This window comes from Chitinophaga agri, assembly GCF_010093065.1.
GTDB lineage: Bacteria > Bacteroidota > Bacteroidia > Chitinophagales > Chitinophagaceae > Chitinophaga > Chitinophaga agri.
This window is the reverse complement of record NZ_CP048113.1, coordinates 7,904,202-7,929,655: the sequence shown is the minus strand read 5'-3', so window position 1 is coordinate 7,929,655 and position 25,454 is coordinate 7,904,202. Positions and strand designations below refer to the sequence as shown.

The 25,454-nt window shown below is 47.4% G+C and carries 32 protein-coding genes; 19 read left to right on the top strand and 13 right to left on the bottom strand.

Features of this window, described 5'->3' with window-relative positions:
• Window positions 1-15 precede the first annotated feature (15 nt).
• Window positions 16-1,200 carry a winged helix DNA-binding domain-containing protein gene (locus GWR21_RS31175; RefSeq protein WP_162335594.1) on the top strand — a complete coding sequence of 395 codons (1,185 nt, stop codon included), beginning with the start codon at window positions 16-18 and terminating at the stop codon, window positions 1,198-1,200.
• 18 nt (window positions 1,201-1,218) lie between these two features.
• Window positions 1,219-2,556, top strand: coding sequence for a S41 family peptidase (locus tag GWR21_RS31170; protein WP_162335593.1), 1,338 nt, complete (start codon window positions 1,219-1,221; stop codon window positions 2,554-2,556).
• 92 nt (window positions 2,557-2,648) lie between these two features.
• On the opposite strand, the gene GWR21_RS31165 is transcribed toward GWR21_RS31170, so the two are convergent.
• A complete protein-coding gene (locus GWR21_RS31165) occupies window positions 2,649-3,650 on the bottom strand; it encodes a YeiH family protein (RefSeq protein WP_162335592.1) in 1,002 nt (333 codons plus the stop codon).
• 263 nt (window positions 3,651-3,913) lie between these two features.
• Between GWR21_RS31165 and GWR21_RS31160 the strand changes: the two genes are divergently transcribed.
• The 4 genes from GWR21_RS31160 to GWR21_RS31145 all read left to right on the top strand — a co-directional run bounded on the left by GWR21_RS31160 (window position 3,914) and on the right by GWR21_RS31145 (window position 7,597).
• Window positions 3,914-4,498, top strand: a complete 585-nt coding sequence (locus GWR21_RS31160) for a TetR/AcrR family transcriptional regulator (protein WP_162335591.1) — start codon at window positions 3,914-3,916, stop codon at window positions 4,496-4,498.
• 60 nt (window positions 4,499-4,558) lie between these two features.
• Complete coding sequence (locus GWR21_RS31155) at window positions 4,559-5,299, top strand: SDR family oxidoreductase (RefSeq protein WP_162335590.1); 741 nt, start codon at window positions 4,559-4,561, stop codon at window positions 5,297-5,299.
• A 69-nt stretch (window positions 5,300-5,368) separates the two neighbouring features.
• The gene (locus GWR21_RS31150) at window positions 5,369-6,910 is read left to right on the top strand and encodes a DHA2 family efflux MFS transporter permease subunit (RefSeq protein ID WP_162335589.1); all 1,542 of its coding nucleotides are present in this window, start codon (window positions 5,369-5,371) and stop codon (window positions 6,908-6,910) included.
• A 30-nt stretch (window positions 6,911-6,940) separates the two neighbouring features.
• Window positions 6,941-7,597, top strand: coding sequence for a class I SAM-dependent methyltransferase (locus tag GWR21_RS31145; protein WP_162335588.1), 657 nt, complete (start codon window positions 6,941-6,943; stop codon window positions 7,595-7,597).
• A 104-nt stretch (window positions 7,598-7,701) separates the two neighbouring features.
• Here the strand turns inward: GWR21_RS31145 and GWR21_RS31140 are convergent, their stop codons facing one another.
• The 3 genes from GWR21_RS31140 to GWR21_RS31130 form a co-directional block, all read right to left on the bottom strand.
• On the bottom strand, window positions 7,702-8,604 hold the full coding sequence (locus tag GWR21_RS31140; protein ID WP_162335587.1) for an SDR family NAD(P)-dependent oxidoreductase: 903 nt from the start codon (window positions 8,602-8,604) through the stop codon (window positions 7,702-7,704).
• Between the two features lie 17 nt (window positions 8,605-8,621).
• Window positions 8,622-8,816 carry a hypothetical protein gene (locus GWR21_RS31135; protein ID WP_162335586.1) on the bottom strand — a complete coding sequence of 65 codons (195 nt, stop codon included), beginning with the start codon at window positions 8,814-8,816 and terminating at the stop codon, window positions 8,622-8,624.
• A gap of 163 nt (window positions 8,817-8,979) precedes the next feature.
• On the bottom strand, window positions 8,980-9,363 hold the full coding sequence (locus GWR21_RS31130; protein WP_162335585.1) for a hypothetical protein: 384 nt from the start codon (window positions 9,361-9,363) through the stop codon (window positions 8,980-8,982).
• A 328-nt stretch (window positions 9,364-9,691) separates the two neighbouring features.
• Here GWR21_RS31130 and GWR21_RS31125 point away from each other — a divergent pair, with 328 nt between their 5' ends.
• The 7 genes from GWR21_RS31125 to GWR21_RS31095 all read left to right on the top strand — a co-directional run bounded on the left by GWR21_RS31125 (window position 9,692) and on the right by GWR21_RS31095 (window position 14,182).
• Entirely contained in the window at window positions 9,692-10,411 is a 720-nt protein-coding gene (locus GWR21_RS31125) for a pirin family protein (protein ID WP_162335584.1), read from the top strand.
• An 82-nt stretch (window positions 10,412-10,493) separates the two neighbouring features.
• Window positions 10,494-11,072 (top strand): nitroreductase family protein, encoded by a 579-nt coding sequence (locus tag GWR21_RS31120; RefSeq protein ID WP_162335583.1) that lies wholly within the window; start codon window positions 10,494-10,496, stop codon window positions 11,070-11,072.
• A 10-nt stretch (window positions 11,073-11,082) separates the two neighbouring features.
• A complete protein-coding gene (locus GWR21_RS31115; protein ID WP_162335582.1) occupies window positions 11,083-11,394 on the top strand; it encodes a hypothetical protein in 312 nt (103 codons plus the stop codon).
• A gap of 24 nt (window positions 11,395-11,418) precedes the next feature.
• Entirely contained in the window at window positions 11,419-12,279 is an 861-nt protein-coding gene (locus GWR21_RS31110) for a pirin family protein (RefSeq protein ID WP_162335581.1), read from the top strand.
• 18 nt (window positions 12,280-12,297) lie between these two features.
• Window positions 12,298-13,230, top strand: a complete 933-nt coding sequence (locus GWR21_RS31105) for a ring-cleaving dioxygenase (RefSeq protein ID WP_162335580.1) — start codon at window positions 12,298-12,300, stop codon at window positions 13,228-13,230.
• Window positions 13,231-13,240: 10 nt separating this feature from the next.
• Window positions 13,241-13,543 carry a GNAT family N-acetyltransferase gene (locus GWR21_RS31100; RefSeq protein ID WP_162335579.1) on the top strand — a complete coding sequence of 101 codons (303 nt, stop codon included), beginning with the start codon at window positions 13,241-13,243 and terminating at the stop codon, window positions 13,541-13,543.
• Window positions 13,544-13,564: 21 nt separating this feature from the next.
• Window positions 13,565-14,182 carry an alpha/beta hydrolase gene (locus GWR21_RS31095; RefSeq protein ID WP_162335578.1) on the top strand — a complete coding sequence of 206 codons (618 nt, stop codon included), beginning with the start codon at window positions 13,565-13,567 and terminating at the stop codon, window positions 14,180-14,182.
• Between the two features lie 115 nt (window positions 14,183-14,297).
• Here GWR21_RS31095 and GWR21_RS31090 read toward each other — a convergent pair whose 3' ends face one another.
• Entirely contained in the window at window positions 14,298-14,876 is a 579-nt protein-coding gene (locus GWR21_RS31090; RefSeq protein ID WP_162335577.1) for a Crp/Fnr family transcriptional regulator, read from the bottom strand.
• Window positions 14,877-14,994: 118 nt separating this feature from the next.
• Here GWR21_RS31090 and GWR21_RS31085 point away from each other — a divergent pair, with 118 nt between their 5' ends.
• The 4 genes from GWR21_RS31085 to GWR21_RS31070 all read left to right on the top strand — a co-directional run bounded on the left by GWR21_RS31085 (window position 14,995) and on the right by GWR21_RS31070 (window position 19,859).
• A complete protein-coding gene (locus tag GWR21_RS31085; protein WP_162335576.1) occupies window positions 14,995-17,454 on the top strand; it encodes an MG2 domain-containing protein in 2,460 nt (819 codons plus the stop codon).
• A gap of 188 nt (window positions 17,455-17,642) precedes the next feature.
• The gene (locus tag GWR21_RS31080; RefSeq protein ID WP_162335575.1) at window positions 17,643-18,833 is read left to right on the top strand and encodes an MFS transporter; all 1,191 of its coding nucleotides are present in this window, start codon (window positions 17,643-17,645) and stop codon (window positions 18,831-18,833) included.
• 2 nt (window positions 18,834-18,835) lie between these two features.
• Complete coding sequence (locus tag GWR21_RS31075) at window positions 18,836-19,507, top strand: HAD-IA family hydrolase (RefSeq protein ID WP_162335574.1); 672 nt, start codon at window positions 18,836-18,838, stop codon at window positions 19,505-19,507.
• Between the two features lie 118 nt (window positions 19,508-19,625).
• Entirely contained in the window at window positions 19,626-19,859 is a 234-nt protein-coding gene (locus GWR21_RS31070; protein WP_162335573.1) for a hypothetical protein, read from the top strand.
• A 27-nt stretch (window positions 19,860-19,886) separates the two neighbouring features.
• Here the strand turns inward: GWR21_RS31070 and GWR21_RS31065 are convergent, their stop codons facing one another.
• Entirely contained in the window at window positions 19,887-20,126 is a 240-nt protein-coding gene (locus GWR21_RS31065) for a hypothetical protein (protein ID WP_162335572.1), read from the bottom strand.
• Window positions 20,127-20,237: 111 nt separating this feature from the next.
• On the opposite strand from GWR21_RS31065, the gene GWR21_RS31060 reads away from it, so the two are divergent.
• A complete protein-coding gene (locus GWR21_RS31060) occupies window positions 20,238-20,843 on the top strand; it encodes a DUF4142 domain-containing protein (RefSeq protein WP_162335571.1) in 606 nt (201 codons plus the stop codon).
• A gap of 13 nt (window positions 20,844-20,856) precedes the next feature.
• Window positions 20,857-21,246 carry an SPW repeat domain-containing protein gene (locus GWR21_RS31055; RefSeq protein WP_162335570.1) on the top strand — a complete coding sequence of 130 codons (390 nt, stop codon included), beginning with the start codon at window positions 20,857-20,859 and terminating at the stop codon, window positions 21,244-21,246.
• Between the two features lie 3 nt (window positions 21,247-21,249).
• Here the strand turns inward: GWR21_RS31055 and GWR21_RS31050 are convergent, their stop codons facing one another.
• The 7 genes from GWR21_RS31050 to GWR21_RS31020 are packed head-to-tail and all read right to left on the bottom strand — an operon-like array spanning window position 21,250 to window position 25,452.
• Window positions 21,250-21,639, bottom strand: coding sequence for a DUF6766 family protein (locus GWR21_RS31050; protein ID WP_202929020.1), 390 nt, complete (start codon window positions 21,637-21,639; stop codon window positions 21,250-21,252).
• Window positions 21,636-22,616 (bottom strand): TIGR03885 family FMN-dependent LLM class oxidoreductase, encoded by a 981-nt coding sequence (locus GWR21_RS31045; RefSeq protein WP_162335569.1) that lies wholly within the window; start codon window positions 22,614-22,616, stop codon window positions 21,636-21,638. Before GWR21_RS31045 ends, GWR21_RS31050 begins: the two co-directional genes overlap by 4 nt.
• 38 nt (window positions 22,617-22,654) lie before the next feature.
• A complete protein-coding gene (locus GWR21_RS31040) occupies window positions 22,655-22,906 on the bottom strand; it encodes a hypothetical protein (RefSeq protein ID WP_162335568.1) in 252 nt (83 codons plus the stop codon).
• 42 nt (window positions 22,907-22,948) lie between these two features.
• Entirely contained in the window at window positions 22,949-23,485 is a 537-nt protein-coding gene (locus GWR21_RS31035; RefSeq protein ID WP_162335567.1) for a 4'-phosphopantetheinyl transferase family protein, read from the bottom strand.
• A complete protein-coding gene (locus GWR21_RS31030) occupies window positions 23,482-23,736 on the bottom strand; it encodes an acyl carrier protein (RefSeq protein ID WP_162335566.1) in 255 nt (84 codons plus the stop codon). The genes GWR21_RS31035 and GWR21_RS31030 overlap by 4 nt, the downstream gene beginning before the upstream one ends.
• A 5-nt stretch (window positions 23,737-23,741) precedes the next feature.
• Window positions 23,742-25,013, bottom strand: coding sequence for a beta-ketoacyl-[acyl-carrier-protein] synthase family protein (locus GWR21_RS31025; RefSeq protein ID WP_162335565.1), 1,272 nt, complete (start codon window positions 25,011-25,013; stop codon window positions 23,742-23,744).
• Window positions 25,006-25,452: a 3-hydroxyacyl-ACP dehydratase FabZ family protein gene (locus tag GWR21_RS31020; protein ID WP_162335564.1), complete on the bottom strand. Its 447-nt coding sequence runs from the start codon at window positions 25,450-25,452 to the stop codon at window positions 25,006-25,008. The genes GWR21_RS31025 and GWR21_RS31020 overlap by 8 nt, the downstream gene beginning before the upstream one ends.
• Window positions 25,453-25,454 lie beyond the last annotated feature (2 nt).

Here is a 25,454-nt window from a genome sequence, read left to right as displayed (position 1 = left end):
GCGGTTTCAACTTACATGCGTGAACGTAAGATGGACCAGGATAATCAAAGTGAATACTACCAGCACAGATTATCTGCTGACATACTGTTGTCATCTTCGTACCTTTCCTTTGTTCCGGCAACCAAAGGAAATACTATGACCGCTCAACAGCTACTCCAGCAAAGACTTGCTAATCAGCAACTTAACAACCCTTCATTTCAATCGCCCCCTCAACTGGTACACTGGTGTGCCGCTATACAGGCCCAGGATTACGAAATGTCCAAATGGGCAGTGGGCATGCGCCTGCCACAGGCAACCAGCGAAGACATCGAACATTGCATCGCAACAGGCCAGCTGGTACGTACGCATGTACTGCGCCCTACCTGGCACCTCGTTCATCCTGCCGACGTGCGCTGGATGCTGACACTGACAGGCCCGGCCATCGAACGGTTGATGGGTACCTATAACCGCAAACTCGAACTGGACGATAAGGTGTTTCGCAAAAGCAACAAGATCTTTGAGAAACTGCTGGCCGGCGGTAAGCAGCTTAAACGTACCGAACTGGCTGCGGCCCTGGACGCTGCCAGGATCCCGACCAATGACCTCCGCATGAATTTTCTGCTGATAAAAGCAGAACTGGATATGATCATCTGCAACGGTGGTAAGAAAGATAAACAGATCACCTACGCCCTCTTTGAAGAAAGGGTTCCTCCTGCTGCCGGTAAAAAAAGGGAAGAAGCCCTTGCAATGCTGGCGCTTCGCTACTTCAACAGTCATGGACCGGCCACATTAAAAGACTTTACCGGCTGGAGCGGTCTGACCATTACCGCCGCACGCGAAGGGTTGCAATCCGTGAAGGCGCAGCTGGCGCATGATACTTTCGGCGGACTAGACTACTACGGCCCACTCCACTCGCAGGAAATTACAGGCAAACGCAATGAGGTGTTGCTGCTCCCTAATTATGACGAATATCTTGTCGCCTATAAAGACAGAGAGGTCATACTCAGTGCGAACAATGCCAGGCAGCTCAACCGGGACGGAAACCCGCTGTTCAGCAATGTCATTCTCGTAAATGGCGCGATAGCTGGTACCTGGAAACGTACGATCAAAAAAACGGACATCATCATGGAATACACACCATTTACCCCATTGAGTAAAACCATCCAGGGCGGACTGGACAAAGAAGCGATGCGGTTCAAACAGTTCACCACCTTAAAATAATTGTTCTAAATTGGGTGTATGTTCACCCATCTCAAAAAAACAGTTCTCTCCCTCATCCTGATCTGTTGTGTCTGCACAGTGTGCGGACAACGGGCAGATTCATTGAAAGCGGACCTGCAACTACTACATGAGAAACTTATCGCCATTCATCCGGACCCTTATGCTTTTGTAACGGCGGACAGAATGAATTCGCTGCTTGACAGCTGTTACCGGCATATCCATGAAGATACCGATGACAGACAGTTCTACAGTATGGTAAAAGTATTGTGCAGTGCTGTGAGAGACGGACATCTGTCAACGGGTGCAGCACCTTCCTTCAACCAGTTCGTACACAAAGAGAATAGCTATCTGCCACTGCTGACATATGTTACAGCGGACAGTATTTTCATTACGGCCAGTGTCAATAATACCATTCCGGCAGGCAGCCTGCTGATAAGTGTCAATTCTCATCCTGCATCAGTGATGCGGGAAATGATGCACAACTATCTGATGGCTGACGGCTACAGCAACACGAAAAAAGATATTGTACTGAATGAGATCTTTTATTTCTATTACTATCTCACATATGGCTACTCCGGCGGATTCACCGTAGTATATAAAGATAAAAGCGGTCAGGTGAAAAGCACCGCCTTATCTGCCGTACCGGAACATGCTATCAAAGCCTTAAAGATAGCTTCACCCCAAAAGCCGCTGCTGTCTTTTTCTGTTACGGAGAATAAAACCGGCATCCTTACTATCCGGACGTTTGACCTGAACGACCTACAGGAGGCAAACCTGGATTACAATAAATTTATTGCGCAAACATTCCGTCAGCTGAAACAGGCAGGCGTAAAAAAACTGATCATTGATCTGCGAGGAAATGGTGGCGGCAGGGATGAATATGGTGTCACCTTATACAGGTATCTCACAAAAGAAAAATTTACTTATTACCGGTATCAGGAAAAGGATAAAAAAAAGCTCTCCGGCAGACCAGGGCTGGGTGTACAACAGCCGGCGGCACTTCATTACGATGGACCAGTAGCAATATTAACTGATGGAGGCACATTCTCCGCAGCCGCCGAATTCTGTTCAGTAGCCTACAGCCACACAAGAGCTGTTTTTTTCGGCAGTGAGACCGGTGGAAGATATGAGGGGAACAATTCGGGCCAAATGATACAGGTTACATTGCCGTATAGTAAAGTGGATCTGTGGATACCGACCACTAAATACGTAATGGATGTACGCAGTGCACAACAGGAAGGTCGTGGCATCATTCCCGGACATCCGGTGCTGATCTCTGTTGACGCATATTTACAACAGGAAGATGTGATCATGGAAGAAGCGCTGCAATGGTCCGCTTCCGATACAGCATTTTAACCCGCATATTCTTCTCTGCTATCCTACATAACAGAGAAGAATACATGGATACCTTTCATTACGCTGTCGCAATGCCCGGGGATGATGATAAACTATGCGGCTAAGGTCATCACTGCCCACAGCGCAGCTCCGGAGATCAATGCCCATAAGATTACGCCCTGTAATAATGGCTTAAAACCAACTCCTTTTAGTACTTCTCTGGAGAGTCCGGCACCTATCAGGAAAAGCGTAATGGTGAGCCCCGTCTTTGCCACTTTCACAAGTACCTCACTAACAGGTGCTATCGGAAAGTAAGTATGGAGCAACATGGCCAGCAGGAATAATCCGATAAACCAGGGGATCTTTATCTTTTGCTTACCTGTGCGGAAACAAAGCGTCGTCAACACAACTGCCGGCATAATCCAGAGTGCACGGGCCAGTTTAACCGTAGTGGCAACCTCCAGTGCCTGCGGACCATATTTACTGGCAGCACCTACGACAGAGCTGGTATCATGAATAGCGATCGCACTCCACAAACCAAACTGCGTCTGACTTAGATGTAGCAGATGTCCTACGAAAGGAAACAGGAACAGTGCTGCGGAGTTGAGTATGAAAACCGTCCCTAATGCTACAGACAACTGTTTTTCTTCGGCTTTAATAACAGGAGATACAGCTGCGATCGCACTCCCACCACAGATAGCAGTCCCACAGGATATCAGGTGAGAAGTCTTCGTATCTATCTTCAGTAATCTACCCATGATGTATCCAACGATCAGTGTCCCACTGATAGAGGCGATCGTAAAAATAAAACCTTCACTACCTGCTTTCAGTGCACTATGCATATTCATACCGAAGCCCAGCCCTACAACAGATATCTGCAGTAATATATGTGTCGCTTTATGATTCAGATGGAGAAAAGGGTGCCCGATAAACTGTGCGATGATCAAGCCACCCGTCAATGCTACCGGTGCTGATACCCAGGGCGTCATACAGAGGGCCAGTGCGAGTATAAAGATCACCTCGCGGGTGGTAATACTCTTATCCAGGAAACGTTTCTTGCCTGTGTTGCTGATAACCTGTTTTCCAGTCCGTTCGTCTTGTAAAACCGTATTCATATTTTATTCTTTTAATGACACAAATGTCAGTCGTTCACCGCGTTAAAGGAAATCACTAATAGTGATATTGGATAACCACAGGTTATGAATTAATAACACAAATTGTTATTACGAGCGATAATATCCAGTCGACCAACTATCTTCATACAGCCCACTTATAATTAATAATCAATTAATTATAATACATCCCACTGCCCAGCAATAAATTTATTTGGAAAATAATACCAACTGGTATAATTTTGTATTGTCTTAATGAAAGCAATATGAGCAAGGCAGAAAAGACAAGACAGTTTATAGTAGAGAAGACGGCGCCCATCTTTAACACCAAGGGATTTGCAGGCACTTCCCTCTCAGATATGACAACGGCTACCGGATTGACAAAGGGTAGTATTTATGGCAACTTCGCTAGCAAAGATGAAGTGGCACTGGCATCTTTTGACTATAATCTCCGGAAATTAAGGGGATATATACAGGGAGAAGAGGACAAAGCCACTACGATCAAAGACAAGCTGAAGGTCCGCACCAGGGTTTTCAGTGACGAGCAACTGACGGCTTATCCGGTAGGTGGTTGTCCGCTGTTAAATACCGCAACAGAAGCCGATGATACGCATCCGGACCTTCGGAAACGAGTAGTGGATGCGCTCGAATCCTGGAAAGAAAAGACCATGGAGATGATTGCGCAGGGTATCAGCAATAAAGAGATTGCAGCAGGTACGAATGTGGAACAGGTAACACTTACGCTCATGTCCATGATAGAAGGAGCTATCATGATCAGCAGAACAACAGGCAAAAAACACTATGGCAGAAGTGTGATGGAAGTCGCACAACAATACATAGATTCACTTTAATATTTTTTTACTTACAAATATACCAATCGGTATAATACAGGCAATTCAAATCAGAAAAACATGAAAACAAGTAATAACACCGTCCTCATTACAGGCGGAGGGGCTGGTATTGGCTTTCAGACAGCCAAATTATTATCAGAAAAAGGAAATCAGGTGATCATCACCGGTAGAAATGCTGATACTATCAATAAAGCTGCTGCGCAACTGAAAAACGTGACACCTATCGTGTCTGACGTATCTAAAGAAGAAGACGTACTGGCGCTGGCAGCAAGACTGAAAAAGGATTTTCCTTCATTGAATATCGTCATCAACAACGCTGCCGCCGCCCACCTCTACAAACTGGAAGCAGGCGCAAACGCTTACAGCAAAGCCGCTGAAGAGATGCATACCAACTATCTGTCTGTTATCAGACTGAATGAGATACTGCTCCCTCTCCTGTCACAACAACCAGCTGCCGCTATCGTGAATGTATCATCTATCGTAGCCATCACACCTGGTAGCAGGCTCCCGGGATACGCTGCCAGCAAAGCCGCATTGCACTCTTATACGCAAACGCTGAGGCATACACTGGCCGACACCAACATCAAAGTGTTTGAACTGATGCCACCACTGGTAAATACAGAATTCTCCAGAGAGATCGGCGGTGAAAATGGTATGCCGGCAGCTGGTGTTGCAGCAGCTTTAACAGATGCAATTGCATCCGATGAATATGAAATACATGTAGGCAATACTGCCGAGTTATATAAACTGTTCCTGTCCTCTCCCGCCCAGGCGTTTGCTGTAATGAACGGCGGGAACTAATCTTTCCTTTTTCCATGACCAGTATTATACCAATCGGTATAATACTGGTTTTTCATACAATCATTATACATGAAAAGGACCCTTCTGCTGATCACCGTTATTGCTGCTGCAGTAATGGAGCTGATAGACACGTCTATAGTGAATGTAGCGCTCTCGCACATGAGCGGTAACCTGGGTGCCACACTCGAGGACACTTCCTGGGTGATCACTGCCTACGCCATTGCCAATGTGATCATCATTCCCATCACCAGTTTCCTGGCCAATAAACTTGGACGACGTAACTATTATATCGGTTCTATCATCGCCTTCACCTTCTTTTCCTTTATGTGCGGACAGGCCACCAACATCTGGATGCTGGTAGCATTTCGCTTCCTGCAGGGCATGGGCGGTGGCGCCCTGTTATCTGTGTCACAGGTAATAGTATTTGAACTGTTCCCTAAAGAAAAACAAAGCGTAGCAAGCGCATTATTTGGTGTGGGTGTTTTTGTCGGCCCTACTATCGGACCGACACTGGGTGGATATATCACAGAATTCTATAACTGGCCATGGATCTTTTACATCAATATTCCTATCGGTATCGCCGCTGCCAGCATCTGTTATGTATTGCTGAAGGAGCCTGAAAGCAAAGGACAGACAGGCAGCATAGACTGGGCAGGCATCATACTGCTCGCTATTGGTATCGGTTCCCTGCAAACGGTGCTGGAACGTGGTGAAGTAGATGACTGGTTTGAAGCAGGATATATTATCATACTGAGTGTGATCGCCTTCTTTGGCTTACTGCTGTTCATCTGGTGGGAACTGACCACACCAAATCCTGTGGTAAATCTAAGAGTACTAAGAAGCAGGAACCTGAGCCTTGCCGCCATCATGACCTTTGTGTCGGGCGTGGGGCTTTTCAGTTCCGTGTTCCTGACACCAGTGTTTGCACAACGACTGCTCAACTTCACACCTACACAAACAGGCCTACTGCTCTTACCAGGCGCTATTCTGGCCATTGGAGGACTGATCATTTCAGCCAGATTATTACAGCGGGGCGTCTCTCCCATCGTAATGATCACGGCGGGCATGCTGATGTTTGTTGTTTTCAGCTGGCAGATGTCGGGCTACAACCTGGATGTGAGTGCGGGGAGTGTGACTGCGACGCTGATATGGCGTGGTGTAGGACTGGCCATGACAACCGTACCTTTATCGGTGCTCGCTGTTTCAGCATTATCACCCACTGACTTTGCACAGGGAGCGGCACTGAATAATATGATGCGGCAATTAGGCGGATCATTCGGACTGGCGATGGTCAATACTTACCTTGCCAACCGCAACGCGGTACACCGGATGGACCTGGTCTCCAACATCACCGGCGACAATCCCGCCTCCGTAAAAAGGCTGGCCGACTATACCCAGTTCTTCCTTTCCAGGGGAGCTGGCGCGCAGGAGGCACAGGCCAAAGCGCTCCGGCTGATGGATCTCAACATCATTAAACAAACATCTGTGCTTAGCTTCAATGATGCCTATCTGCTGGTAGGGCTGGTATTCATCTGTGCATTGCCACTGCTACTGCTGGCAACGCCTAAAAAGAAAGGGGAAAAGGTACAGGTGATATTGGCAGACCATTAAAAACATTAACTTACAGGCCTGGACGGGCCCATGAAAAATAACTACGACAATATCGCCAGGTACTATGATCTCTTGAGCAGAATGGTATTCGGCTCTTCACAAAGAGATGCGCAGACTGCTTTGCTGTCTTACATTCCGGCTGTTAGTCATGTACTGATCGCTGGTGGAGGCACCGGCTGGATACTGGAGGCGATCGCTGAAAAATGTCCACCGGGGTTACACATTTACTACGTAGAGCTCTCTGCGAATATGATCGCTAAAGCCGCAAAAACCAACTACCTGCCGAATAAGGTTACATTCATCAATCAGGCAATAGAAAACTTTGAACTGTCACAAACCGGCCTGACTGGCGTTGATGTGATCATTACTCCTTTCCTGTTTGACAATTTTAAAGAAGAGCGGATACCAGGACTATTTCAGCATCTGAATACCATGCTGTCTCCTGGTGGAAAGTGGTTGTTCACTGACTTTCATTATCAGCAGCACATGCCCTACTGGCAACAGCTATTGTTAAACAGCATGTATCTTTTTTTCAGGATATTATGCGCAGTAGAAGCCAGCGCACTGACAAATACGCTTCCATTGTTTCAATCACACGGATATGATCGTGTCTACGAGCAGTATTACTTCCGCAGATTTATCTGGTCCGCAGTTTTTGAGAAGCGCTTAGTTGTCAATAATTTCTAAAAGAATAAAGCTGCGAACGCATTTCAGGTCGGGAGAGGGAGGTTTAATCAAATTCCCTTCGGCTTCTATCCTGAACAGCCACTATAAAAGAAGAGAGACAGGGGTTATTCCTGTCTCTCTTTCATATCTCCTGACTCATGGCCAATGAGGTCTCTTTCTCTGCGGGACGGCTCATGATCGGCATGTTCCCTTCCCTCTTCCTCCGTAGATGGCTCCATGAGCTTACGCATATTGGCGGCATTCATTTCATCACTCATCAGGTTAGACATATATACATGCATTTTTGTCTTACCACCCGAAATGACCCTGCTTTCACCACTCATCAGTGCTTCATACCCGTCCTTTGCTACTTCTTCAGGCGTTTGTAGTGATTCCTCCCTATATGTTTTTGTGTGTTCCATATTCGCTTTATGGAAGAAATCTGTATCTGCTGCTCCCGGTAACAATACCGTAACATGCACACCCGTTCCTTCGAGTTCATTACTGATAGCAGCACTGAAAGATATCACAAATGCCTTGGTGGCTGCATAGACCGACAACAGTGGCATAGGCGCCTTCCCTGCTTCCGAACCCAGCTGAAGAATGTGTCCATCCCCTCTTGCCACCATATCAGTGGCAAAGTATTTCGTCAGTGCGACCAGGGAGGAAATGTTCAGTTGAATGATGTCCAGACTGCGCTGCAGGTCTATATCGATGAATTTACCCCATTCACCCTGTCCGGCATCATTTACCAGGTAATTGACCACAATGCCACGCGCCTGTACTTCGTCGTATATTTCCTTTGCAGCTTCAGGTCGGAACAGATCTGTGGCAATGGGTGTTACCTCCACACTATATTGTGTTTTCAATTCGTTGGTCACCTCCTGTAATCTTTCTTCAGACCGCGCTACGAGTATCAGACTGTAACCATCTGCGGCAAAAAGCTTTGCCAACTCATAGCCGAAGCCACTGGTTGCGCCAGTGATCAGCGCGTACTGATTTCGATTGTTCATATTTACTACTGGCATAAGATATGGTTTAATGATCAACGGGAATTTTTAAGGCTTTCAGGTGCTTCTTTCAGCTCCTTTTTCTCTTCATGTGCTTCAGGCGTTACATCCTTCGCGCCCTTATTGTGTCTCTCCCTTTCAGTCTGTTCAATAGCTGCTTCAGACTGTTCTGCTTTACCAGTAAGATCTGTCTTCTGGACTGACTGTTCGTCTTTATTATTCTGTCCCATAATATTCAGTTTTAAAGGTGAAGAATACTATAAGAGGTACAAACAGCATTCCATGTATGCCAGTTCGGTAACAATAAGCGTGGTCAGCCAGTATAGTTGTATACATGCTGAAACAATAGTGTAGAATTTATTGCGGCGTATGGGTGCTTGTAAGCAGGCAGGGCTATGCTTCCACTCCTGCTTCAGCCGTCATACTTTCATGACCCAGACTGTTCTGTTCGGCCAATGTCAGTGCATCTGTCTTTGTTGTTTGTAGCCAGCCCGTTTTACAACGCCGGAATATCTGAACGGCCAGTCCCATGTATCTGTAAAAGTCTTTCTCTACAGCGGCGACCGTGCGGTGGCCACTAATATCCATCCAGCCGAAACTGTGGACCAGCCGGATATCCTCTATTGGCGTATCAGAGGGGATTTTCTGGTCATTATCTGACATTCCTCCATCCGGATGAGGGTTCCGGTAACACTCAAGTTTCAGATAAGGATATACCTCGTGAAATTTGTTCTGGATATTGAGAAGAATGTCTTCTTCACTGATATAGATTTCCATCGTATTGTATTTTAATAAGTTAAACGGACATCCGGTCAGCGGGGCATATTCCATCCTTGTGTTAAACAAATAAAATAATCATTGGTTGCCAGGTGTTTGTTAACGATGCATAAACGGCCGGCAGAAGGTGCTTTTATTCATTAACGCCGTATAAAGTTACGATAGCAGGTGAGCAGGTAAGATGATGGACATCAGGAAAGAGGGTATTTGTAGTCAGGAGCTGTATTCTCCGGGTAGGTGGCAGGTAACACCGTTATTTCTTAAGCTACATTAACGGATTACTCCCGGATACCGTCGTATATTTGTTGCAACATATAAATCAGCAATCATGGCAAAGACGATATTACATAAGGCAGCGACCCGTGGACATGTCAACCACGGTTGGTTAGAAAGCCATCACACTTTCAGTTTTGCCAACTATTATAATCCTGACAGAATGCGCTTTGGTGCCCTGCGCGTACTCAACGATGATACAGTGGCTGGCGGAAGAGGATTTGATACACATCCTCATGATAACATGGAGATCATCAGTATACCGCTGGAAGGCGCACTGGAACACAAGGATAACCTTGGCAACACGGTGGTGACCCAGGCTGGCGAAATACAGGTGATGAGTACCGGTACAGGGGTATTTCACAGCGAATACAACGCTAATGCTGATGCCACTGCGCGTTTTCTGCAGATCTGGTTGTTCCCGAATAAGCTGAACGTCACACCAAGATATGATCAGGCAACTATCAACATTGCCGACAGGAAAAACACCCTGCAGCAGCTGATCTCTCCTGATCCAAATGGCGAAGGCACCTGGCTTTATCAGGACGCCTGGTTCCACATGGGCAGGTTTGATAAGAACGCCAGTACTGAATATACGGTAAAACAATCCGGAAACGGGGTTTATTTCTTCGTGATCAGCGGTTCCTTCTCCGTGAACGGGCAGGAATTAGGGCCAAGGGACGGATACGGTATCGAAGATCTTCAGCAGGCAAATATCACCGCACTGGAAGATAATGCCGAGATCCTTGTAATAGATATACCTATTTTCAGTTGAAATCGACAACTTATTGCCTGAAATGCATTGATTGATACATATATCTTTGCCTTACGTAAACAACAAATATAAATTCATAAACATGTCTCCTATTAAGATCGCCAACACGCAGTATGAAGTAATTGATCTGATCAAAAACAGATGGAGCCCACGCTCCTTCGCGGAGAAAGCGCTGGATGCTGCCACCGTTGAGACCATTTTGGAAGCTGGTTCATGGGCGCCAAGTGCAAACAATTCACAACCATGGAGGTTTATATATGCTTTACGCGGTACAACCGGTTTTGATAAGCTCCTTGCGACATTAGCACCAGGCAACCTTCCATGGGCGAAAAATGCGGCGGCGCTGGTAGCGACTATCGGTATCCGTGAGACACCTGATACCCAGCAGAAAAATCATTACTACATGCACGATGTCGGTATGGCCACCTCTTTCATGTTGTTGCAGGGACTCGAGATGAATGTTTACGCACACATCATGGCTGGATTCAACAAGCAGCAGGCTGCAGAAGTAGCTGCGTTGCCTGCCAATGAAGAAGCCGTATCGATCCTGGCACTGGGGTACATCGATAGCGCAGAGAAACTGGATGAACCTTACAAAACAAGGGAATTAACACCAAGAAGCCGTAATCCGATCACTACGATCGCAGCTCACCTGGACTAAACCAAGTAACATGGATACCGCGAAACTGCACATACTTGCAATAGGAAGAAATGCCGAGATCATGACAGTCATGCAACGGCTGCTGAATGCGCCCGATAACTGGACAGGTCTGGCAGTGACGACGGACGAAGCGGCTATCGCAGCTTTTGATCAGGAGAAATTCGATATCGTGCTGTTATGCGCGGGTATCACTCCGGAAGAAGAAGCAACACTGACCGCTCACTTCAGACAACTATCTCCGGATGTACTTGTGAAGAGACACTATGGCGGAGGCAGTGGTCTGCTGAAAAACGAAATACGCTACGCCCTGGAGCATAGATAAACGCCCGGGCATAAAACATCTGCTATGAAAAAGAATATTGCACACATCCTTGCAGGAAGATCAAAAAACATCACCCCTACCGAAACGGTCATACAACCGTTACCACATGCGGACTTACGTTTTGCCAACCCGTTCATCGTGTTGCATCACGGCGGCCCTGATACCGTTCCTCCGGGATCTGATGACAGGCTTCCTCCGCACCCTCACCGTGGGTTTGCGCCCGTAACATTCCAGTTACAGGGACAGGCACACCACAAAGACACGGAAGGGAACGATCAGCTGATCAATGGCGGTGATGCGCAATGGATGTTTGCAGGAAAGGCCATCCTCCACAGTGAGGGCCCTTCAGCGCAGATGCATACAGATGGCGGAACTATAGAATTCCTTCAGCTGTGGGTCAATGTACCTGCAGCACATAAATGGGATGATCCAAGGTACCAGTTCGTACCCAAAGCGGATATGCCCAGGATTTTTGAACAGGACGGTGTCAACCTCAGATTAGTAAGCGGACAGTTCGAAGGTAAAACAGGACCTGTAAACATTTCATTTACACCTGTTATTTCAGCAGTAGGGGAAATTGCCAATGGAAAGGAAATAGAATTTAACGTGACGGAAGACTACTGGACGTTGCTCTATGTAGCACACGGACGTGTAACGATAGATGACATCACCCCTGTCGCTGAACACAATCTGATCGTATTCGACAGAAAAGGCACCCACTTCTCAGTGGCTGCCAATGAAGACAGCCAGATCCTTTTCCTCTCTGCAGAAGTGATTGACGAACCAGTGGCTGCTAAAGACAATTTCGTAATGAATACGAAAGAGGAAGTGGACCAGGCAATGGAAGACTACAAGAACGGACGCTTCGGCACACTAGATTATTAATTTTAAAAACACTTTTTTATGGAAGATAGAATAGCAGGCCTGCACCACATTACAGCCATTGCTGATAATGCTAAAAGAAACCTTGATTTTTATACAGACACTTTGGGTGTTCGTTTCGTAAAGAAAACCGTCAACTTCGACGATCCCGGCACTTATCACTTCTATTTTGGTGATGAACACGGTACCCCTGGCACCATCCTGACCTTCTTCCCATGGGAAGGTATCGGCCGCGGTCACACCGGTACAGGCATGGCAACAGAGATCGGTTACTCCGTACCTGCCGGCAGCCTTGAATTCTGGGCTGAACGCTTCAAAGCCAGAGGCGTAGTGCATGGTCCGATAGCAGAAAGATTTGGTGAACAATACCTGCCTTTCGAAGATCCGGATGGTCTGAAATTAAATCTGATCGTTTCCAAGACTGCGGATAACCGTACCGGCTGGGAAACGGCTGATATAAAAGCAGCACATGCTACCAAAGGCTTCCACAGTATCGTACTGACGCTCAGAAGCATTGGCCCGACCGCTGCTATCCTGACCGATGTACTGGGTTATACGTTCCTGGAACAGGACGGTAACCGTCACCGTTACATCACTGACGCGGTACAGGAAGCTGCGATCGTTGACCTGATCGAATCGCCGAAAGAATCTGCCGGTAAAGGTGGCGGTGGTACCAATCACCACGTAGCCTTCCGTGTAGCCAATGAAGAAGTGCTGATGCAGTTCAGAGATAAAGTACTGAAAAAAGGACTGAACATCACGCAGAAGATCAACCGTGACTATTTCTATTCCCTCTACTTCAGAGAACCAGGCGGCGTGCTGTTTGAACTGGCGACTAACAACCCTGGCTTCACCGTGGATGAACCACTCAATGAACTGGGTAAGAACCTGAAACTGCCGGTACAGTACGAATCTATTCGCGCAGATATCGAAAAAGTATTACCTGTTCTTTAAGCTGAATAAAATGGATGAAGTAGTAATCAGGCTCAATGCCAAAAATCACGGTGCCTTTTACCTGATGCACGACGGTGAACAGGCCGGAGAAATGGTGATCGGTATAGATGGTGACGTGCTTACCGCCTATCATACAGAGATTATTCCGCAGGCCGAAGGTAAAGGCCTGGCCAGGGTCCTGATGAATGGCATGGTGGAATACGTCCGTGCACATAACCTGAAGGTCAGACCGCTGTGTGCCTATGTACATATGCAGTTCAAAAAACGTCCTGAAGAGTTTGCGGACATCTGGCTGAAGCAGGAAGGAGAGTAATTTGAACCGTCAATTGAAGTTATGCATACCAAGAATATAGTAACAGCAGGAAAAAAGACGACTGAAGCAAAGAAAGCACTGGTCATGGTACACGGTCGCGGCGGTAGTGCGGAAGACATCCTCACACTGGCCAACTACCTGAACGTAAAGGACTATGCGCTGGTGGCGCCGCAGGCTACCGGTCACACCTGGTACCCCTACTCATTCCTGATGCCACCGGCACAGAATGAACCATGGCTTTCCTCTGCACTGGACGTTCTGAAAGAAGTGACAGCGGATATAGTAGCAGATGGTATCGCACCGGAAAACATCTATTTCCTGGGATTCTCACAGGGTGCGTGTCTGACACTGGAGTTTATCACCCGCAATGCACAGCAATATGGTGGGGCTGTCGCCTTCACCGGTGGACTGATCGGCGATCAGGTCTATCCCGGGAACTACCAGGGCAACTTTGGCGGAAGCCCGGTATTCATCGGCACCAGCAACCCTGATCCGCATGTACCGGTAGATCGCGTAAAAGCATCTGAAAAGATACTGAAGGAAATGGGCGCTGATATCACAGTGAACATCTACAATAACATGGGGCACACCATCAGCCAGGACGAAATTGATCTGGCCAATAAGCTCGTGTTCAGGTAGTCGCAGGTAACAGTCTGTAACAACTGATTTAGTATCGCTAAAACAGGCCCCGCTCGAAAGAACGGGGCCTGTTACTTTATAGCTGATCAGTAAGGACAGCCTGAGGTACTTCCTACTATTTCCGGTACATCGTACTACGCACCTTACTCAGAAATTCGGGCGATACACCGATGTAGCGTGCAATATGATGCTGCGGTATGCGTTGTACTATGGCAGGATATTTCTCTATAAAGGCAAGATAACGTTCTTCCGCCGTCTGGGAGATGGACGCATAGATCCGCTGCTGCATCACGCTGGCGGTGCGCTGTAACAATAGACGGAACAGCCTTTCAAACTTCGGCACCTGCGCATAAAGAGCATTCTTGTTCCCATAACTGATCGTCAGCAGCTCACAGTCTTCCAGCGTTTCAATATTCTGCTTCGAAGGCTGCTGCTCTGAGAAACTAGCCAGATCAGCTACCCACCAGTCTTCAATGGCAAAAGTGAGATTAGTCTCGGCACCCTGTTTATCCACGTAAAAGGTACGCACACAACCCTTGAGGATGTATGCTTCATAATCACACACTTCTCCCTCCCGAAGTAAAAAACTCTTCTTTTTCACTTTCCTGTACTCCAGCAGCGAGTGGAAAATTTCCAGTTCTTCCGGAGTAAGCTGAATGAACCTCGCAACGAATTGGTCAATTGGGCCGAACATAGTAAATTGATGGGCGGTTTTCTTAAATTTTGCTTAAATGCTTACTTTCATCCGCAATAATAAGCAAAGCGCTCAGTTTTTGACAGTAAATTAGATAGTTATTAATAAATCGTCCCGCATGGAATTTTCATCTTTTAGAAAGTATACCCGACTGAAATGGATCATCCCTATCTGTTCAGCAGGGATACTGACCGCGTTCTCCCTGTTGCCGGCTGACGAATGGCAGGATAAGGTTACAAATGCGCTGGCGCTGTTTGCAAAACGCTACCCGCAGGAAAAAGTATACCTGCACTTCGACAAAGACATCTACGCTTCAGGTGAAACGATGTGGTTCAAAGCCTATATCATGCTGCAGAACCAGCCATCCCTCGCCGCCTCTATTATCTACGTGGAGCTGCTCGACAAAGATGGCAACGTTGTAACAAAGAAACGACTGCCTGCCCAGGGTGCGGCGGCAGCCGGCGACCTGGAACTCCCGGAAACGCTGAAAACCGGTCATTATCAGATCAGGGCATATACTGCCTGGATGCTGAACTATGATCCATCCTTTCTCTTCTATAAGAACATAGAGATATTAGATCCGACTAAAAAGAATACACTGCCGGCCAAAGATACCTCCGCCCTGCGCGACTTTGCCGTACAGTTCTTCCCTGAAGGCGGAAATATGATGGTGAATAATGCCAATCTGGTGGCATTTAAAGCCATCGACCAGAACGGCTACCCGATTGCGGTCACCGGTTCTGTCCAGAACAGCAAAAAACAGACTGTCGCCGAGATCAAAACCATCCATGATGGGATGGGTACCTTCGAACTCTCGCCCGCTGCCGGAGAACAATACCATGCAGTCGTGAAGATCGGTAACGGTGTTCAGAAAACATTCGACTTACCCGCTGCGGCTACGGAAGGGGCGTCCCTGAAACTGTTCAACAGGGGTAACCGCATTTTTTATCAGGCCACGCTGGCTAACCCGGACGATACCGCTTTCCACAAAATGATGGTCATCGCCCAGGTACAGAACCAGTTGATCTATAAAGCAGTGCTGGATGCAGGTGAAGGCAGGATCAGCGGATTTATTCCGGCTCAGAACCTTCCCACCGGTATCGTACATGTAACTTTGTTCAGCGACAAGGGATTGCCTGTATCTGAACGCCTGGCATTTGTCAGAAAGGCCGACCAGATTGACCTCAGCTTCATGAATGCGGAGATCAGCAATGCACCGAGAAGCAAAAGTTCTATCGAGCTGTTTGCACCGGACAGCATGCAAACCAGCCTTTCCATCTCCATTACTGATGCTGACCAGGTATTGAAAGATCCGGATGAGCACAACATCCTGTCTACCCTGCTCATGACCTCCGACCTGAAAGGATATGTATATAATCCGGCCTGGTACTTTAAAGACACCGCCAAAGCCACCATTGAAGCGATCGACCTGGTGATGCTGACGAATGGATGGAGCCGTTTCAGCTGGCAGAAGATCCTTAATAACGAGATGCCGCAGCTGAAGTATCCATACGAACAGGGTATGTCACTGAAGGGTACCGCCGTGACCAATACGGGCCGTTATCCACTCCAGGGGGGTAAGGTGGACTTCATCTTCAAACAGCCACTCGACAGCAATACTTCCTTCGCTTCTGCTGAAACCAATGAGAAAGGCGAATTTGAGATCGCCAACCTGCAGTTTATGGATACCGTACTGGTATTCTTCCAGGGTAACGATAAGCAGAAAAGATGGAAAGACGTACAGGTGACTTTTGATCAGCACTTCTTCGACAGGGCGCCAATGCCGATCACGACCCCTTATCCGATGCGTGTGCCACTGGGACTGGATAATGCGGCGATGACCCGCTTCCTGACCACTGCCAATGAAAGCAACAAGGTGAACAGGGCAATGACGAATAAAACGGTCTATCTGAAAGAGGTGAACATCCGTGATAAGAAGATCACACCACAGCAGACGACAGAACAACGTTACACCTCCGGCATGTTTGCTTCCGGCGACGGTTATACCTTCGACCTGACAAAGGAAACACCATACCAGCTGAACGTATTCCAGTACCTGCAGTCAAAAGTAGCCGGTCTGAACATCACAGGTGACCTGAATAACCCAACCCTTGCATGGCGCGGGGCCAGACCATCCCTCTATCTTAACGAAATGCCTACAGACGCAAGCATGCTGGCAAACGTAAGCGTGAATGATATCGCACTGGTGAAAGTATTCCGTCCGCCATTTATGGGTGGTTTCGGTGGCGGTGCCGGTGGTGCCATCGCTGTATACACCAAAAAAGGTGGTGACAATACTGGTAGCGATCAGACGATCCGCGGTTTCGAACGTATGAAGAAAGCTGGTTACAGCCTCGTGAAAGAATTCTATTCTCCGGACTACTCCGTGAAAAAAGAAGTGCACGAACTGGCAGACAAACGCCTGACCCTCTTCTGGAGCCCCTATATTTCCGTAGATTCCATTACGTATGCCACTACTATCCGTTTCTATAACAATGACTTCACTAAACGCTTCCGTGTCGTGGTAGAAGGTATTGCTGCGGATGGACGCGTGGGACGCGTGGAACAGGTGTATTAATTCAATTAGGGACCAGGAATTGGATCACATCCGGTCTCAAACCAGTTGCACCATCACTTATATGAACAGGCACCTCTTACGAGGTGCCTGTTTTGTTTGATGTCATATCTATAGATGCAGACAATTTCCACCAGACAATTCCTAATTCTCAATCCCCAATTCCTAATTTCCTCTACTTTTGTCCTGTCATGACTACTCAGCCTCTTCATACCGGCCGTGCCCGATCGGCACGTATCGCTACTGCCGCTTTTTTCTTCATTTCAGGGTTCAGCTTTTCCAGCTGGGCATCGAGGATACAGGACATACAGCGTCACCTCTCCCTGAATAAGGCCGAACTGGGACTCTCCCTTTTTGCTTTGCCTGTCGGCCTTGTGCTGACACTCCCCATCACCGGGTATCTCCTACAACGGCATAGCAGCCGTAATATCATGATGATAGGGGTATTGATATTCAATCTGATGCTGGCACTGCTGGGGATCGTCAATCATCCATGGCAGCTGGGACTGGTACTTTTCTGCTTTGGATGCTCCCGAAACCTGATGAATATTTCAGTGAATGCACAATCAGTTGCGGTCCAGGCATTGTATAATCGGTCAATAATCACTACTTTTCATGGCGTATGGAGTCTTGCAGGGGCAATCGCAGGATTGGTCACTACCCTGATGACCAGGATGCAGATATCGCCGGGATGGCATTTCCTGGGGGTAGCAGTACTCATGACCATCATGGGCTTTATCGCTTTTCCGGACAGTCCGCATGAGCAACCAACCAGAAAGGCGGATAGTAAGCGTTTCGTATGGCCTGATAAATACCTGCTGAAGTATGGGCTCATTTCATTTGCAGTCATGGCCTGCGAAGGCACCATGCTCGACTGGAGCACTATCTTCTTTCAGGATGCCGTGCATGCGGGGGAAAACCGGGTGGGTACCGGTTATGTGTGTTATATGATAGCGATGAGTACCGGCCGTTTTACAGGCGACCGTCTGGTCAACATGCTGGGTATTCCCACAATGATCAGATACAGCGGAATACTGGTATGCTGTGGTTTCATGCTATCTGCTCTCATACCTCATGTAATACCTGCCAGTATCGCCTTTATGATGATCGGCTTCGGGGTATCCTGTGTCGTACCATTGGTACTGCGCATGGCTACCATGAAAACCACTATGGGCAGTGGACCTGCCATCGCTGCTGTATCAACAGTAGGCTATCTGGGGTTCCTGATCGTACCACCGGTAGTGGGTTTTCTCTCAGAAGCAGCAGGTATGCAATGGACATTTGCGATAATGGCATTGTTCGGTGCACTCATTACCTATCTGATATTGCAGATCAAAGAAGCAACTCAAACAACTACATTAACAGAAAGTATAAAAGCGTAAACATGACAAAGCCAGGATGTATCATATTTGACTGTGATGGTGTATTAGTAGATAGTGAAGTGATCGGTGTAAAGGTATTGCTGGATATGGCATCCGAATATGGTGTAACCATGGATCTGCAGGAAGCCGTTGAAGAGTTCAGCGGCATCCGGCTGAGGGAAGGGATCAAAATGCTGCAACAGAAGGCTAAGAGCCCGTTTCCTGATGATTTTGAACTGGCCTTCCGCAAACGCTCCTATGAGGTTTTCAAAACAGAAATGCGCCCGGTAAAGGGCATCAGAGAGATCCTTGACAGTCTCACCATGCCTTTCTGTGTAGCTTCCAGTGGCCCTGTCGAAAAAATGATCCTTAACCTGACCATTACCGGTCTGCTGCCCTACTTTGAAGAAGGCAACCGCATCTTCAGCGGATATCAGATCAATAGCTGGAAACCAGACCCAGGCATATTTCTGCATGCGGCAAAAATGATGGGCTTCTCTCCTGCTGATTGTGTGGTCATTGAAGACAGTAAAGCGGGCGTTATTGCTGCGCAACGGGGCGGCTTTAAAGCATATGGATATGCCAAACCATTCAACGGTGACGAACTGAAAAAAGAGGGCGCCACCGTTTTTTATGATATGAAAGAACTGACTAACCTGTTGTCACTGAGTAGTACTGCCGTGCAACATCCCTAATCCTGCACCCTCCACTTAATTTTCTGGAAGAGCAAACTACTGAACATATTATACTACGTGGTTATTGCGGTGAAAATTTTGACGCTCACACAATCGACGTATGAAAACTGCAGGGCACATGAGACGACCCAGGCTATCAGTTGAATATGTGTATACACAGCAACACTGCCAGGGAAATATCTCCCGTAAAAAAGGTCCGGAAGTAAATATACTTCCGGACCTTTTATTAAACCGTAGAACACACTATTTCCTGAGAGCGAAAGGCATTACCTGCATGTGCGGCAAACCACTGGTGCGCCTATGTGTAAATGCCAACTTATATACTATTCGATGGCGCATGATCATTGCTTAATGAACACGCGCATTGGGATAAATTAAATTAGTCATGCCCCTGCGTCTTGACTATCTTGTTATAAATCCCAAATAGCAGAAAAGGAGCAGCCCATTGTCCTATAAAAAGGCTGACATGCTTCTGTTTCAGGCATTGTAAAGCCAGCGATACCCCCATGGCTCCTACTGCAGCCCACAGAAAAGTATCAGAAGGCAGCTTGGCCGTCTGATTTTCAATAGCCGTGGTTACTGTGCCCTCTTCGTGTCCCTGATTAAGTACTGAACTCATAAGATTCGTTTTAAAGTGATAGAATGCTATTCATTGCTGTATAAGCGCATAAAACTATGCCAACACCTCATGGTACTCTTTTTGACGCATATCAGCATAAACAGTATTACTATGAAAAGATTATCCATTGTACTCTCTACCGCCATGCTCATGTGGGCTTGTGGTGAGAATAATTCAAAAACACAGCAGGAAGCCAGTAAAGACAGTACACAGGCTATGTCTGAAAGCATGGAGCACATCAGCAATGCAGCTGTTGATTTCGCTACGGACATCGCCCACGCTAATCTGAAAGAAATTGAGCTTGGAAAACTCGCGCAGACAAAAGCAAATTATCAGCGGCTAAAAGACTTTGGAAAAAGGATGGTCAGTGCACATGTCCAATCCAACCAGGAGTTGCAGAAAGCCTGTTACTCAGCCGGCGTAACCGTCCCTGCGGACCTTTCTGATGCCGACAGGAAAGAGATAGCCTCCCTCGCAGAGAAAGATGATAAAGCATTCGACAGGAGTTACATTAAAAAGATGGTGCATGAACACCAGGCTACCATGGAGAAACTGGACGCTGCAGCACACAATATGAAAGACACCGCCTTACAGCATTATGCCCGGAAAACGCTGCCTGTTGTGACCGCCCATCTGGAAGAGGCCAGGCATATCCTGGAAGATGTGCGTAAACAGTATGCGCCGGAACAATTTGACGATGTCGAATCTTATCAGTAACAAACATTGCCCCATGTCATTCATTAGCACAAAGACACATGCCATACTTGACTACACCGTAGGTGTATCACTGATCGCGGCCCCAATGATATTTGAATTCCACGACGGCACCGCCGTCTCCTGGATCCCTATTTTTAATGGCGTTCTGTTAGTATTGCTTTCTATTTTTACCAGGTACGAAGGTGGTATTTTCAGGGCAGTGAGCATGAAGACTCACCTAACAATTGATGTCCTGGCGGGTATAGGTCTGACGTTGTCTCCCTGGATCTTTGGCTTTGCTGAGGTGATCTTTCTTCCGCATCTTCTTCTGGGGCTATCAGAAATAGCGGCCGGCCTGCTAACAGACCGGTCACCATTTCCATTGGGTAAAGAACTGTTCTCCAGAACAGCTCATCATTCCTAGATATCACTTTTCGGGATATTTCTCTTTCCAGGCGGTTAGCAACTGTTCTGCTTTTTCTGGCTCCATCCGCCGGATAATGAAGTCTATCTTCTCTTCCATCCTGTCATCCGCTTCTTTTGACTGAGAGGAACCACAGTACCAGAGAAAAGCCAGCCCTGCTACCTGCCATATCAGCTGCAGGAACTCTGACTGCCAGTTCTCCATGGTATCTCTCATCATCTCCGCAACATACTGGCTGACCTGTACCGGCTGACCATGTGCCTGCTGTTCGTCTATAAAAACTTCCCAGCCAAAATACCAGTGCAGCACCACTGACACGAGAAAGAACGCCAGTGTAAACCATAAATAGCCTTTTCTTTTCCAGATAGAATACTTTTTTGTGCCTGTAGTCATAACTGTACATTTTTGGATGATCGGATATGGGGCAGTATTTTGTCCTGAAAATCGCGGATAAACATTTCCTGGTCCCTGTGTACATTGTGGAGTATCACCCTGTCAAATCCCAGGTCAATGCAATCCTGTATTTTTCTGATGCATTGTTCAGGGCTGGCCGTGATAAGCATTTTCTGCTGCAATTCTTCCCGCGTGACATAGTCCGCGATCGCATCAAACTGTGTGGGACGGGACAGATCATTCAATACCTCAGGCGCGAAGAAATTCGTTCGCCACTGGTCGTATGCAGCTTCCAGCGCTTCCTGTTCTGAAGCCGCATAAGAGAACGCCACCTGTACAAATACGGGTTTACCAGCGCCACCGTTATCGCGGAATGCGGCTACCACCTTTTTCAGTTCCTCCTTCTCTTTATCTACTGTGATCAGTCCATCAGCCCAGGCGCCGGCCCAGGCTGCTGTCCGCTCAGAAAGTGCTGCTACCATTAACGGAGGTGATACGGCAGGAAGCGTGTATAACTTTGCTTCTTTGACGCAGATAAGACCATTATGCGTCACCAGCTCTCCATTCAAAAGAGACCTTATCACCTGCGCACATTCCAGCAATCGCGCATTCCTTTCCTCTTTATGTGGCCAGACGTCTCCTGTGATCGATTCGTTAAGCGCCTCGCCACTACCCAGTTCAACAGCATACCTCCCCGGAAACATTTCCGCAAGTGTAGCAATAGCCTGCGCAACGATAGCAGGATGGTATCGTTGTCCGGGTGCACATACCATACTGAAAGGTAATTTTGTCGCCTGCATAGCAGCTGCGATCCAGGAAAAGGAAAAGCCGCTCTGTCCCTGACGTTCACTCCATGGATGAAAGTGGTCGGAACAATGAACGGCCTGAAAGCCAGCCTGCTCAGCCGCTATTGCAAATTGAAGCAATGCGGAAGGGGCATGTTGTTCGTGAGATGCATGATAAGTGATCTGTGCCATAACTTTACCATTACCATCTCTGTACCAAACTTGCTGATTCAGGTTGCTTTACCTTTCAGCTCCCAGTGATCTTTAATACGCGTACCATCGCGGTCATACTTAAGCGTACGCGCATAACGTTCTCCCCTGACGTTTCCGTCGGGCGTTCTTTCACCAATAAAAAGTAAGATGGGATTGCCTTCTTCATCTGTTTTAAACGAGAGGTCATTTCCTCTGAATTCCATGTCGACCATGGAGGAAGGCGTGTACTGTTTTGACAATTTTTTAATCAGGTCATCATTTAGTTTCATAAGCCATGTCTTTTACCTATGGCACTTCAAAAACCAGACCTCTTATATAAGTGCCTTCTTTTTTACCATACCATAATAATCTCCGTGGTGGCTGATGGACACAGGAAGTGGGGTATTGCTGCAACAGTTTATATAGGGAATGCCATCCTGGTTTTTCATCAGTATACACTGGTCAGGTAAATGTAATGGCCAGCTGTTACCTGTATAGATATCTAGACTGTCAAAAAAGATCTCATGTGCGACAGCAACAGTATGAATACAATGCCCTTCCCGTTGACTGACAAATGCATAGGTTCTTGAGGCATGCGCTATTTTTCCGGTGATAGCTGTTGAATGCTGGTATAACAGAGAGCAGTCAAATTTAATGGGATTATATGCTCTTACATTCGTAATACGATTCACGATCTTATAGGCGGCTTCCTTACAGCTCCAGAGCAGCCAGACCATATCCGACGGCTCAGCTGCCTGACAGATCATCTCCTGCTCTGCAGCTGTAAAGATCTTGCCCAGATATCCTTTCCTCTGCCAGTTACTTTCCTTTCGGGCAAGACGCAGGTCTATGATATCGTTACCGATCATTGTCCCCCTAATTTGGCTTCAATGATCTCTATAGCCGATTTTACATTCAGCATGTGTTCCATTGCCTCATTATCTATCACGATGTTGAACTGTTCTTCTACGTCCAGTATCACATCTACCAGGTTGGCAGAGTTGATCTTGAGGTCCTTTACAAAGTCGGTGTTTTCATTGATCTGTTGTAAGGCTTCCTGGTCCTTCGCATATGGCTTAACGATCTCTTTTAATTGTGCGATCAGCGTTTCTCTATCCATCTTTTTTATTTATACTTCTTTAAAATCACGCAGGCATTCACGTCACCAAAGCCAAAGCTCGCCTTGGCGATCAAATTTAAATCTTTATATATCAATTGCTGTGGTATTTTTTCGGGAGCTACTATCGCGGCGATCTCAGGATGCAGATCTTCACAATTGATATTGGGGAACAAAAAGCCTTCGTGTAACTGTAATACTGCGGCCACCAGCTCAATACTGCCCGAACCACTCAGACAGTGCCCTATCATTCCCTTCAGCGCATTCAGATAAGGAAAGTCGCTTCCTCTTCTGTCCAGCGCGATACTCCAGTTCTCTACTTCCAGTGCATCCTTGCCCGTAGCGGTCAGGTGGCCATTAATAGCATCTATATCTGCAGCGTCTATGCCTGCCGCTTTTACCGCTTCGCGGATACATCGCTGTACGGCGATACTATTCGGGGCGGTCATTGAACCGTCTCCCCTTTGTGCACCGGCATTGACATGTCCACCCAGTACTTCTGCATAAATGGTGGCTCCTCTGTCTAATGCGCTATCCAGTGATTCCAGCACCAGTGCGCCGGCCCCACTACCTGGTACAAATCCGCTTGCGGAGGCGCTCATTGGTCTGGAACCGGCTTCCGGATTGTCGTTATGCTTGAACGTGCATACTTTAAGTCCGTCAAAACCACCCCATATATAAGGCCCGGCATCACTGGTGCTACCTGCCAGCATACGCTTCGCATAGCCATTACGGATACGGTCATAGGCCATCAGCACACTTTCAGCGCCGGTGGTGCAGGCGGATGAATTGGTGGTCACCTGATTGGCCAGTGCCAGCTTTCCGCCCAGCCATGCACTGATGCCGCTGGCCATGGTCTGTGGCACCACGGTACTGCCCAGCCGGCGTACATTTAACGCATCCACTTTATAGATCGCTTCGCGCAGTTTATCTACGCCAGCTGATCCAGCACCGAAGATCGTACCACTGTCCCAGTCAGGCGGTACTTCTGCCCCGACGGGCAACTGCGCATCTTTCCAGGCATCTATTCCGGCAATGAGTCCGTAGAGAATACCATTGCTATTGAAGCTGCGTAATTCCAGTGCATCAAGGTACTGTAATTGTACGCTTTCCGGCACTTCAGGTTTTCCGGCTATCTGACAGGAAAACTGTAAGGCGGCCAGTTCTGCATCATGCCGGACACCGGAAGTGCCGGCTTTGATCGCCGCTGTAAAAGCAGGGATACCAACGCCGTTGGGAGCAGCAACTCCCAGGCCTGTCACAACAACTCTTTTATTCATGTGGTTTCGTAATGATCATTCCGGCAATAACGCCACCAGATACTTCTTCACCTGATTCATTTTTCATACTCACCCCGCATTTGAGTTTACCAAAACGGAAATATACTTTTTCGGCATATACCGTCACCTTCTCTCCCGGAAAAACAGGACGCAGGAACTCCATTTCTGTAGACGTCAGACCGAAGGTCATCTGCCCGGGTAGTTGCTCGTCTGCTGTCAGGTAAATACCCAGGCAAACCAATCCGATCTGGGCGGCTACTTCCGTAAGTATGACTCCCGGTGTTACCGGATAGCCGATGAAATGCCCTTTATAGAAATCCAGGTCTTGCCTGAAAGTATAATGCCCTGTTACGCTATCACGATCTATATGATCCAGTCCATCTACAAATAGAAAAGGCGGGGTGTAGGGAAGCTTTTCAAGAATTGCTTGTATCGTCATAT

What these genes read in the sequence shown, in the direction of transcription:
- GWR21_RS31040 (WP_162335568.1), bottom strand. Translation starts at nt 22,906, where the DNA reads ATGAAACTAAATGATGACCTGATTAAAAAATTGTCAAAACAGTACACG.
- GWR21_RS31060 (WP_162335571.1), top strand. Translation starts at nt 20,238, where the DNA reads ATGAAAAGATTATCCATTGTACTCTCTACCGCCATGCTCATGTGGGCT.
- GWR21_RS31130 (WP_162335585.1), bottom strand. Translation starts at nt 9,363, where the DNA reads ATGGAAATCTATATCAGTGAAGAAGACATTCTTCTCAATATCCAGAAC.
- GWR21_RS31030 (WP_162335566.1), bottom strand. Translation starts at nt 23,736, where the DNA reads ATGGATAGAGAAACGCTGATCGCACAATTAAAAGAGATCGTTAAGCCA.
- GWR21_RS31145 (WP_162335588.1), top strand. Translation starts at nt 6,941, where the DNA reads ATGAAAAATAACTACGACAATATCGCCAGGTACTATGATCTCTTGAGC.
- GWR21_RS31170 (WP_162335593.1), top strand. Translation starts at nt 1,219, where the DNA reads ATGTTCACCCATCTCAAAAAAACAGTTCTCTCCCTCATCCTGATCTGT.
- GWR21_RS31025 (WP_162335565.1), bottom strand. Translation starts at nt 25,013, where the DNA reads ATGAATAAAAGAGTTGTTGTGACAGGCCTGGGAGTTGCTGCTCCCAAC.
- GWR21_RS31175 (WP_162335594.1), top strand. Translation starts at nt 16, where the DNA reads ATGCGTGAACGTAAGATGGACCAGGATAATCAAAGTGAATACTACCAG.
- GWR21_RS31105 (WP_162335580.1), top strand. Translation starts at nt 12,298, where the DNA reads ATGGAAGATAGAATAGCAGGCCTGCACCACATTACAGCCATTGCTGAT.
- GWR21_RS31140 (WP_162335587.1), bottom strand. Translation starts at nt 8,604, where the DNA reads ATGCCAGTAGTAAATATGAACAATCGAAATCAGTACGCGCTGATCACT.
- GWR21_RS31085 (WP_162335576.1), top strand. Translation starts at nt 14,995, where the DNA reads ATGGAATTTTCATCTTTTAGAAAGTATACCCGACTGAAATGGATCATC.
- GWR21_RS31095 (WP_162335578.1), top strand. Translation starts at nt 13,565, where the DNA reads ATGCATACCAAGAATATAGTAACAGCAGGAAAAAAGACGACTGAAGCA.
- GWR21_RS31165 (WP_162335592.1), bottom strand. Translation starts at nt 3,650, where the DNA reads ATGAATACGGTTTTACAAGACGAACGGACTGGAAAACAGGTTATCAGC.
- GWR21_RS31115 (WP_162335582.1), top strand. Translation starts at nt 11,083, where the DNA reads ATGGATACCGCGAAACTGCACATACTTGCAATAGGAAGAAATGCCGAG.
- GWR21_RS31020 (WP_162335564.1), bottom strand. Translation starts at nt 25,452, where the DNA reads ATGACGATACAAGCAATTCTTGAAAAGCTTCCCTACACCCCGCCTTTT.
- GWR21_RS31100 (WP_162335579.1), top strand. Translation starts at nt 13,241, where the DNA reads ATGGATGAAGTAGTAATCAGGCTCAATGCCAAAAATCACGGTGCCTTT.
- GWR21_RS31090 (WP_162335577.1), bottom strand. Translation starts at nt 14,876, where the DNA reads ATGTTCGGCCCAATTGACCAATTCGTTGCGAGGTTCATTCAGCTTACT.
- GWR21_RS31080 (WP_162335575.1), top strand. Translation starts at nt 17,643, where the DNA reads ATGACTACTCAGCCTCTTCATACCGGCCGTGCCCGATCGGCACGTATC.
- GWR21_RS31150 (WP_162335589.1), top strand. Translation starts at nt 5,369, where the DNA reads ATGAAAAGGACCCTTCTGCTGATCACCGTTATTGCTGCTGCAGTAATG.
- GWR21_RS31075 (WP_162335574.1), top strand. Translation starts at nt 18,836, where the DNA reads ATGACAAAGCCAGGATGTATCATATTTGACTGTGATGGTGTATTAGTA.
- GWR21_RS31110 (WP_162335581.1), top strand. Translation starts at nt 11,419, where the DNA reads ATGAAAAAGAATATTGCACACATCCTTGCAGGAAGATCAAAAAACATC.
- GWR21_RS31050 (WP_202929020.1), bottom strand. Translation starts at nt 21,639, where the DNA reads ATGACTACAGGCACAAAAAAGTATTCTATCTGGAAAAGAAAAGGCTAT.
- GWR21_RS31160 (WP_162335591.1), top strand. Translation starts at nt 3,914, where the DNA reads ATGAGCAAGGCAGAAAAGACAAGACAGTTTATAGTAGAGAAGACGGCG.
- GWR21_RS31125 (WP_162335584.1), top strand. Translation starts at nt 9,692, where the DNA reads ATGGCAAAGACGATATTACATAAGGCAGCGACCCGTGGACATGTCAAC.
- GWR21_RS31055 (WP_162335570.1), top strand. Translation starts at nt 20,857, where the DNA reads ATGTCATTCATTAGCACAAAGACACATGCCATACTTGACTACACCGTA.
- GWR21_RS31155 (WP_162335590.1), top strand. Translation starts at nt 4,559, where the DNA reads ATGAAAACAAGTAATAACACCGTCCTCATTACAGGCGGAGGGGCTGGT.
- GWR21_RS31070 (WP_162335573.1), top strand. Translation starts at nt 19,626, where the DNA reads ATGAGACGACCCAGGCTATCAGTTGAATATGTGTATACACAGCAACAC.
- GWR21_RS31065 (WP_162335572.1), bottom strand. Translation starts at nt 20,126, where the DNA reads ATGAGTTCAGTACTTAATCAGGGACACGAAGAGGGCACAGTAACCACG.
- GWR21_RS31045 (WP_162335569.1), bottom strand. Translation starts at nt 22,616, where the DNA reads ATGGCACAGATCACTTATCATGCATCTCACGAACAACATGCCCCTTCC.
- GWR21_RS31035 (WP_162335567.1), bottom strand. Translation starts at nt 23,485, where the DNA reads ATGATCGGTAACGATATCATAGACCTGCGTCTTGCCCGAAAGGAAAGT.
- GWR21_RS31135 (WP_162335586.1), bottom strand. Translation starts at nt 8,816, where the DNA reads ATGGGACAGAATAATAAAGACGAACAGTCAGTCCAGAAGACAGATCTT.
- GWR21_RS31120 (WP_162335583.1), top strand. Translation starts at nt 10,494, where the DNA reads ATGTCTCCTATTAAGATCGCCAACACGCAGTATGAAGTAATTGATCTG.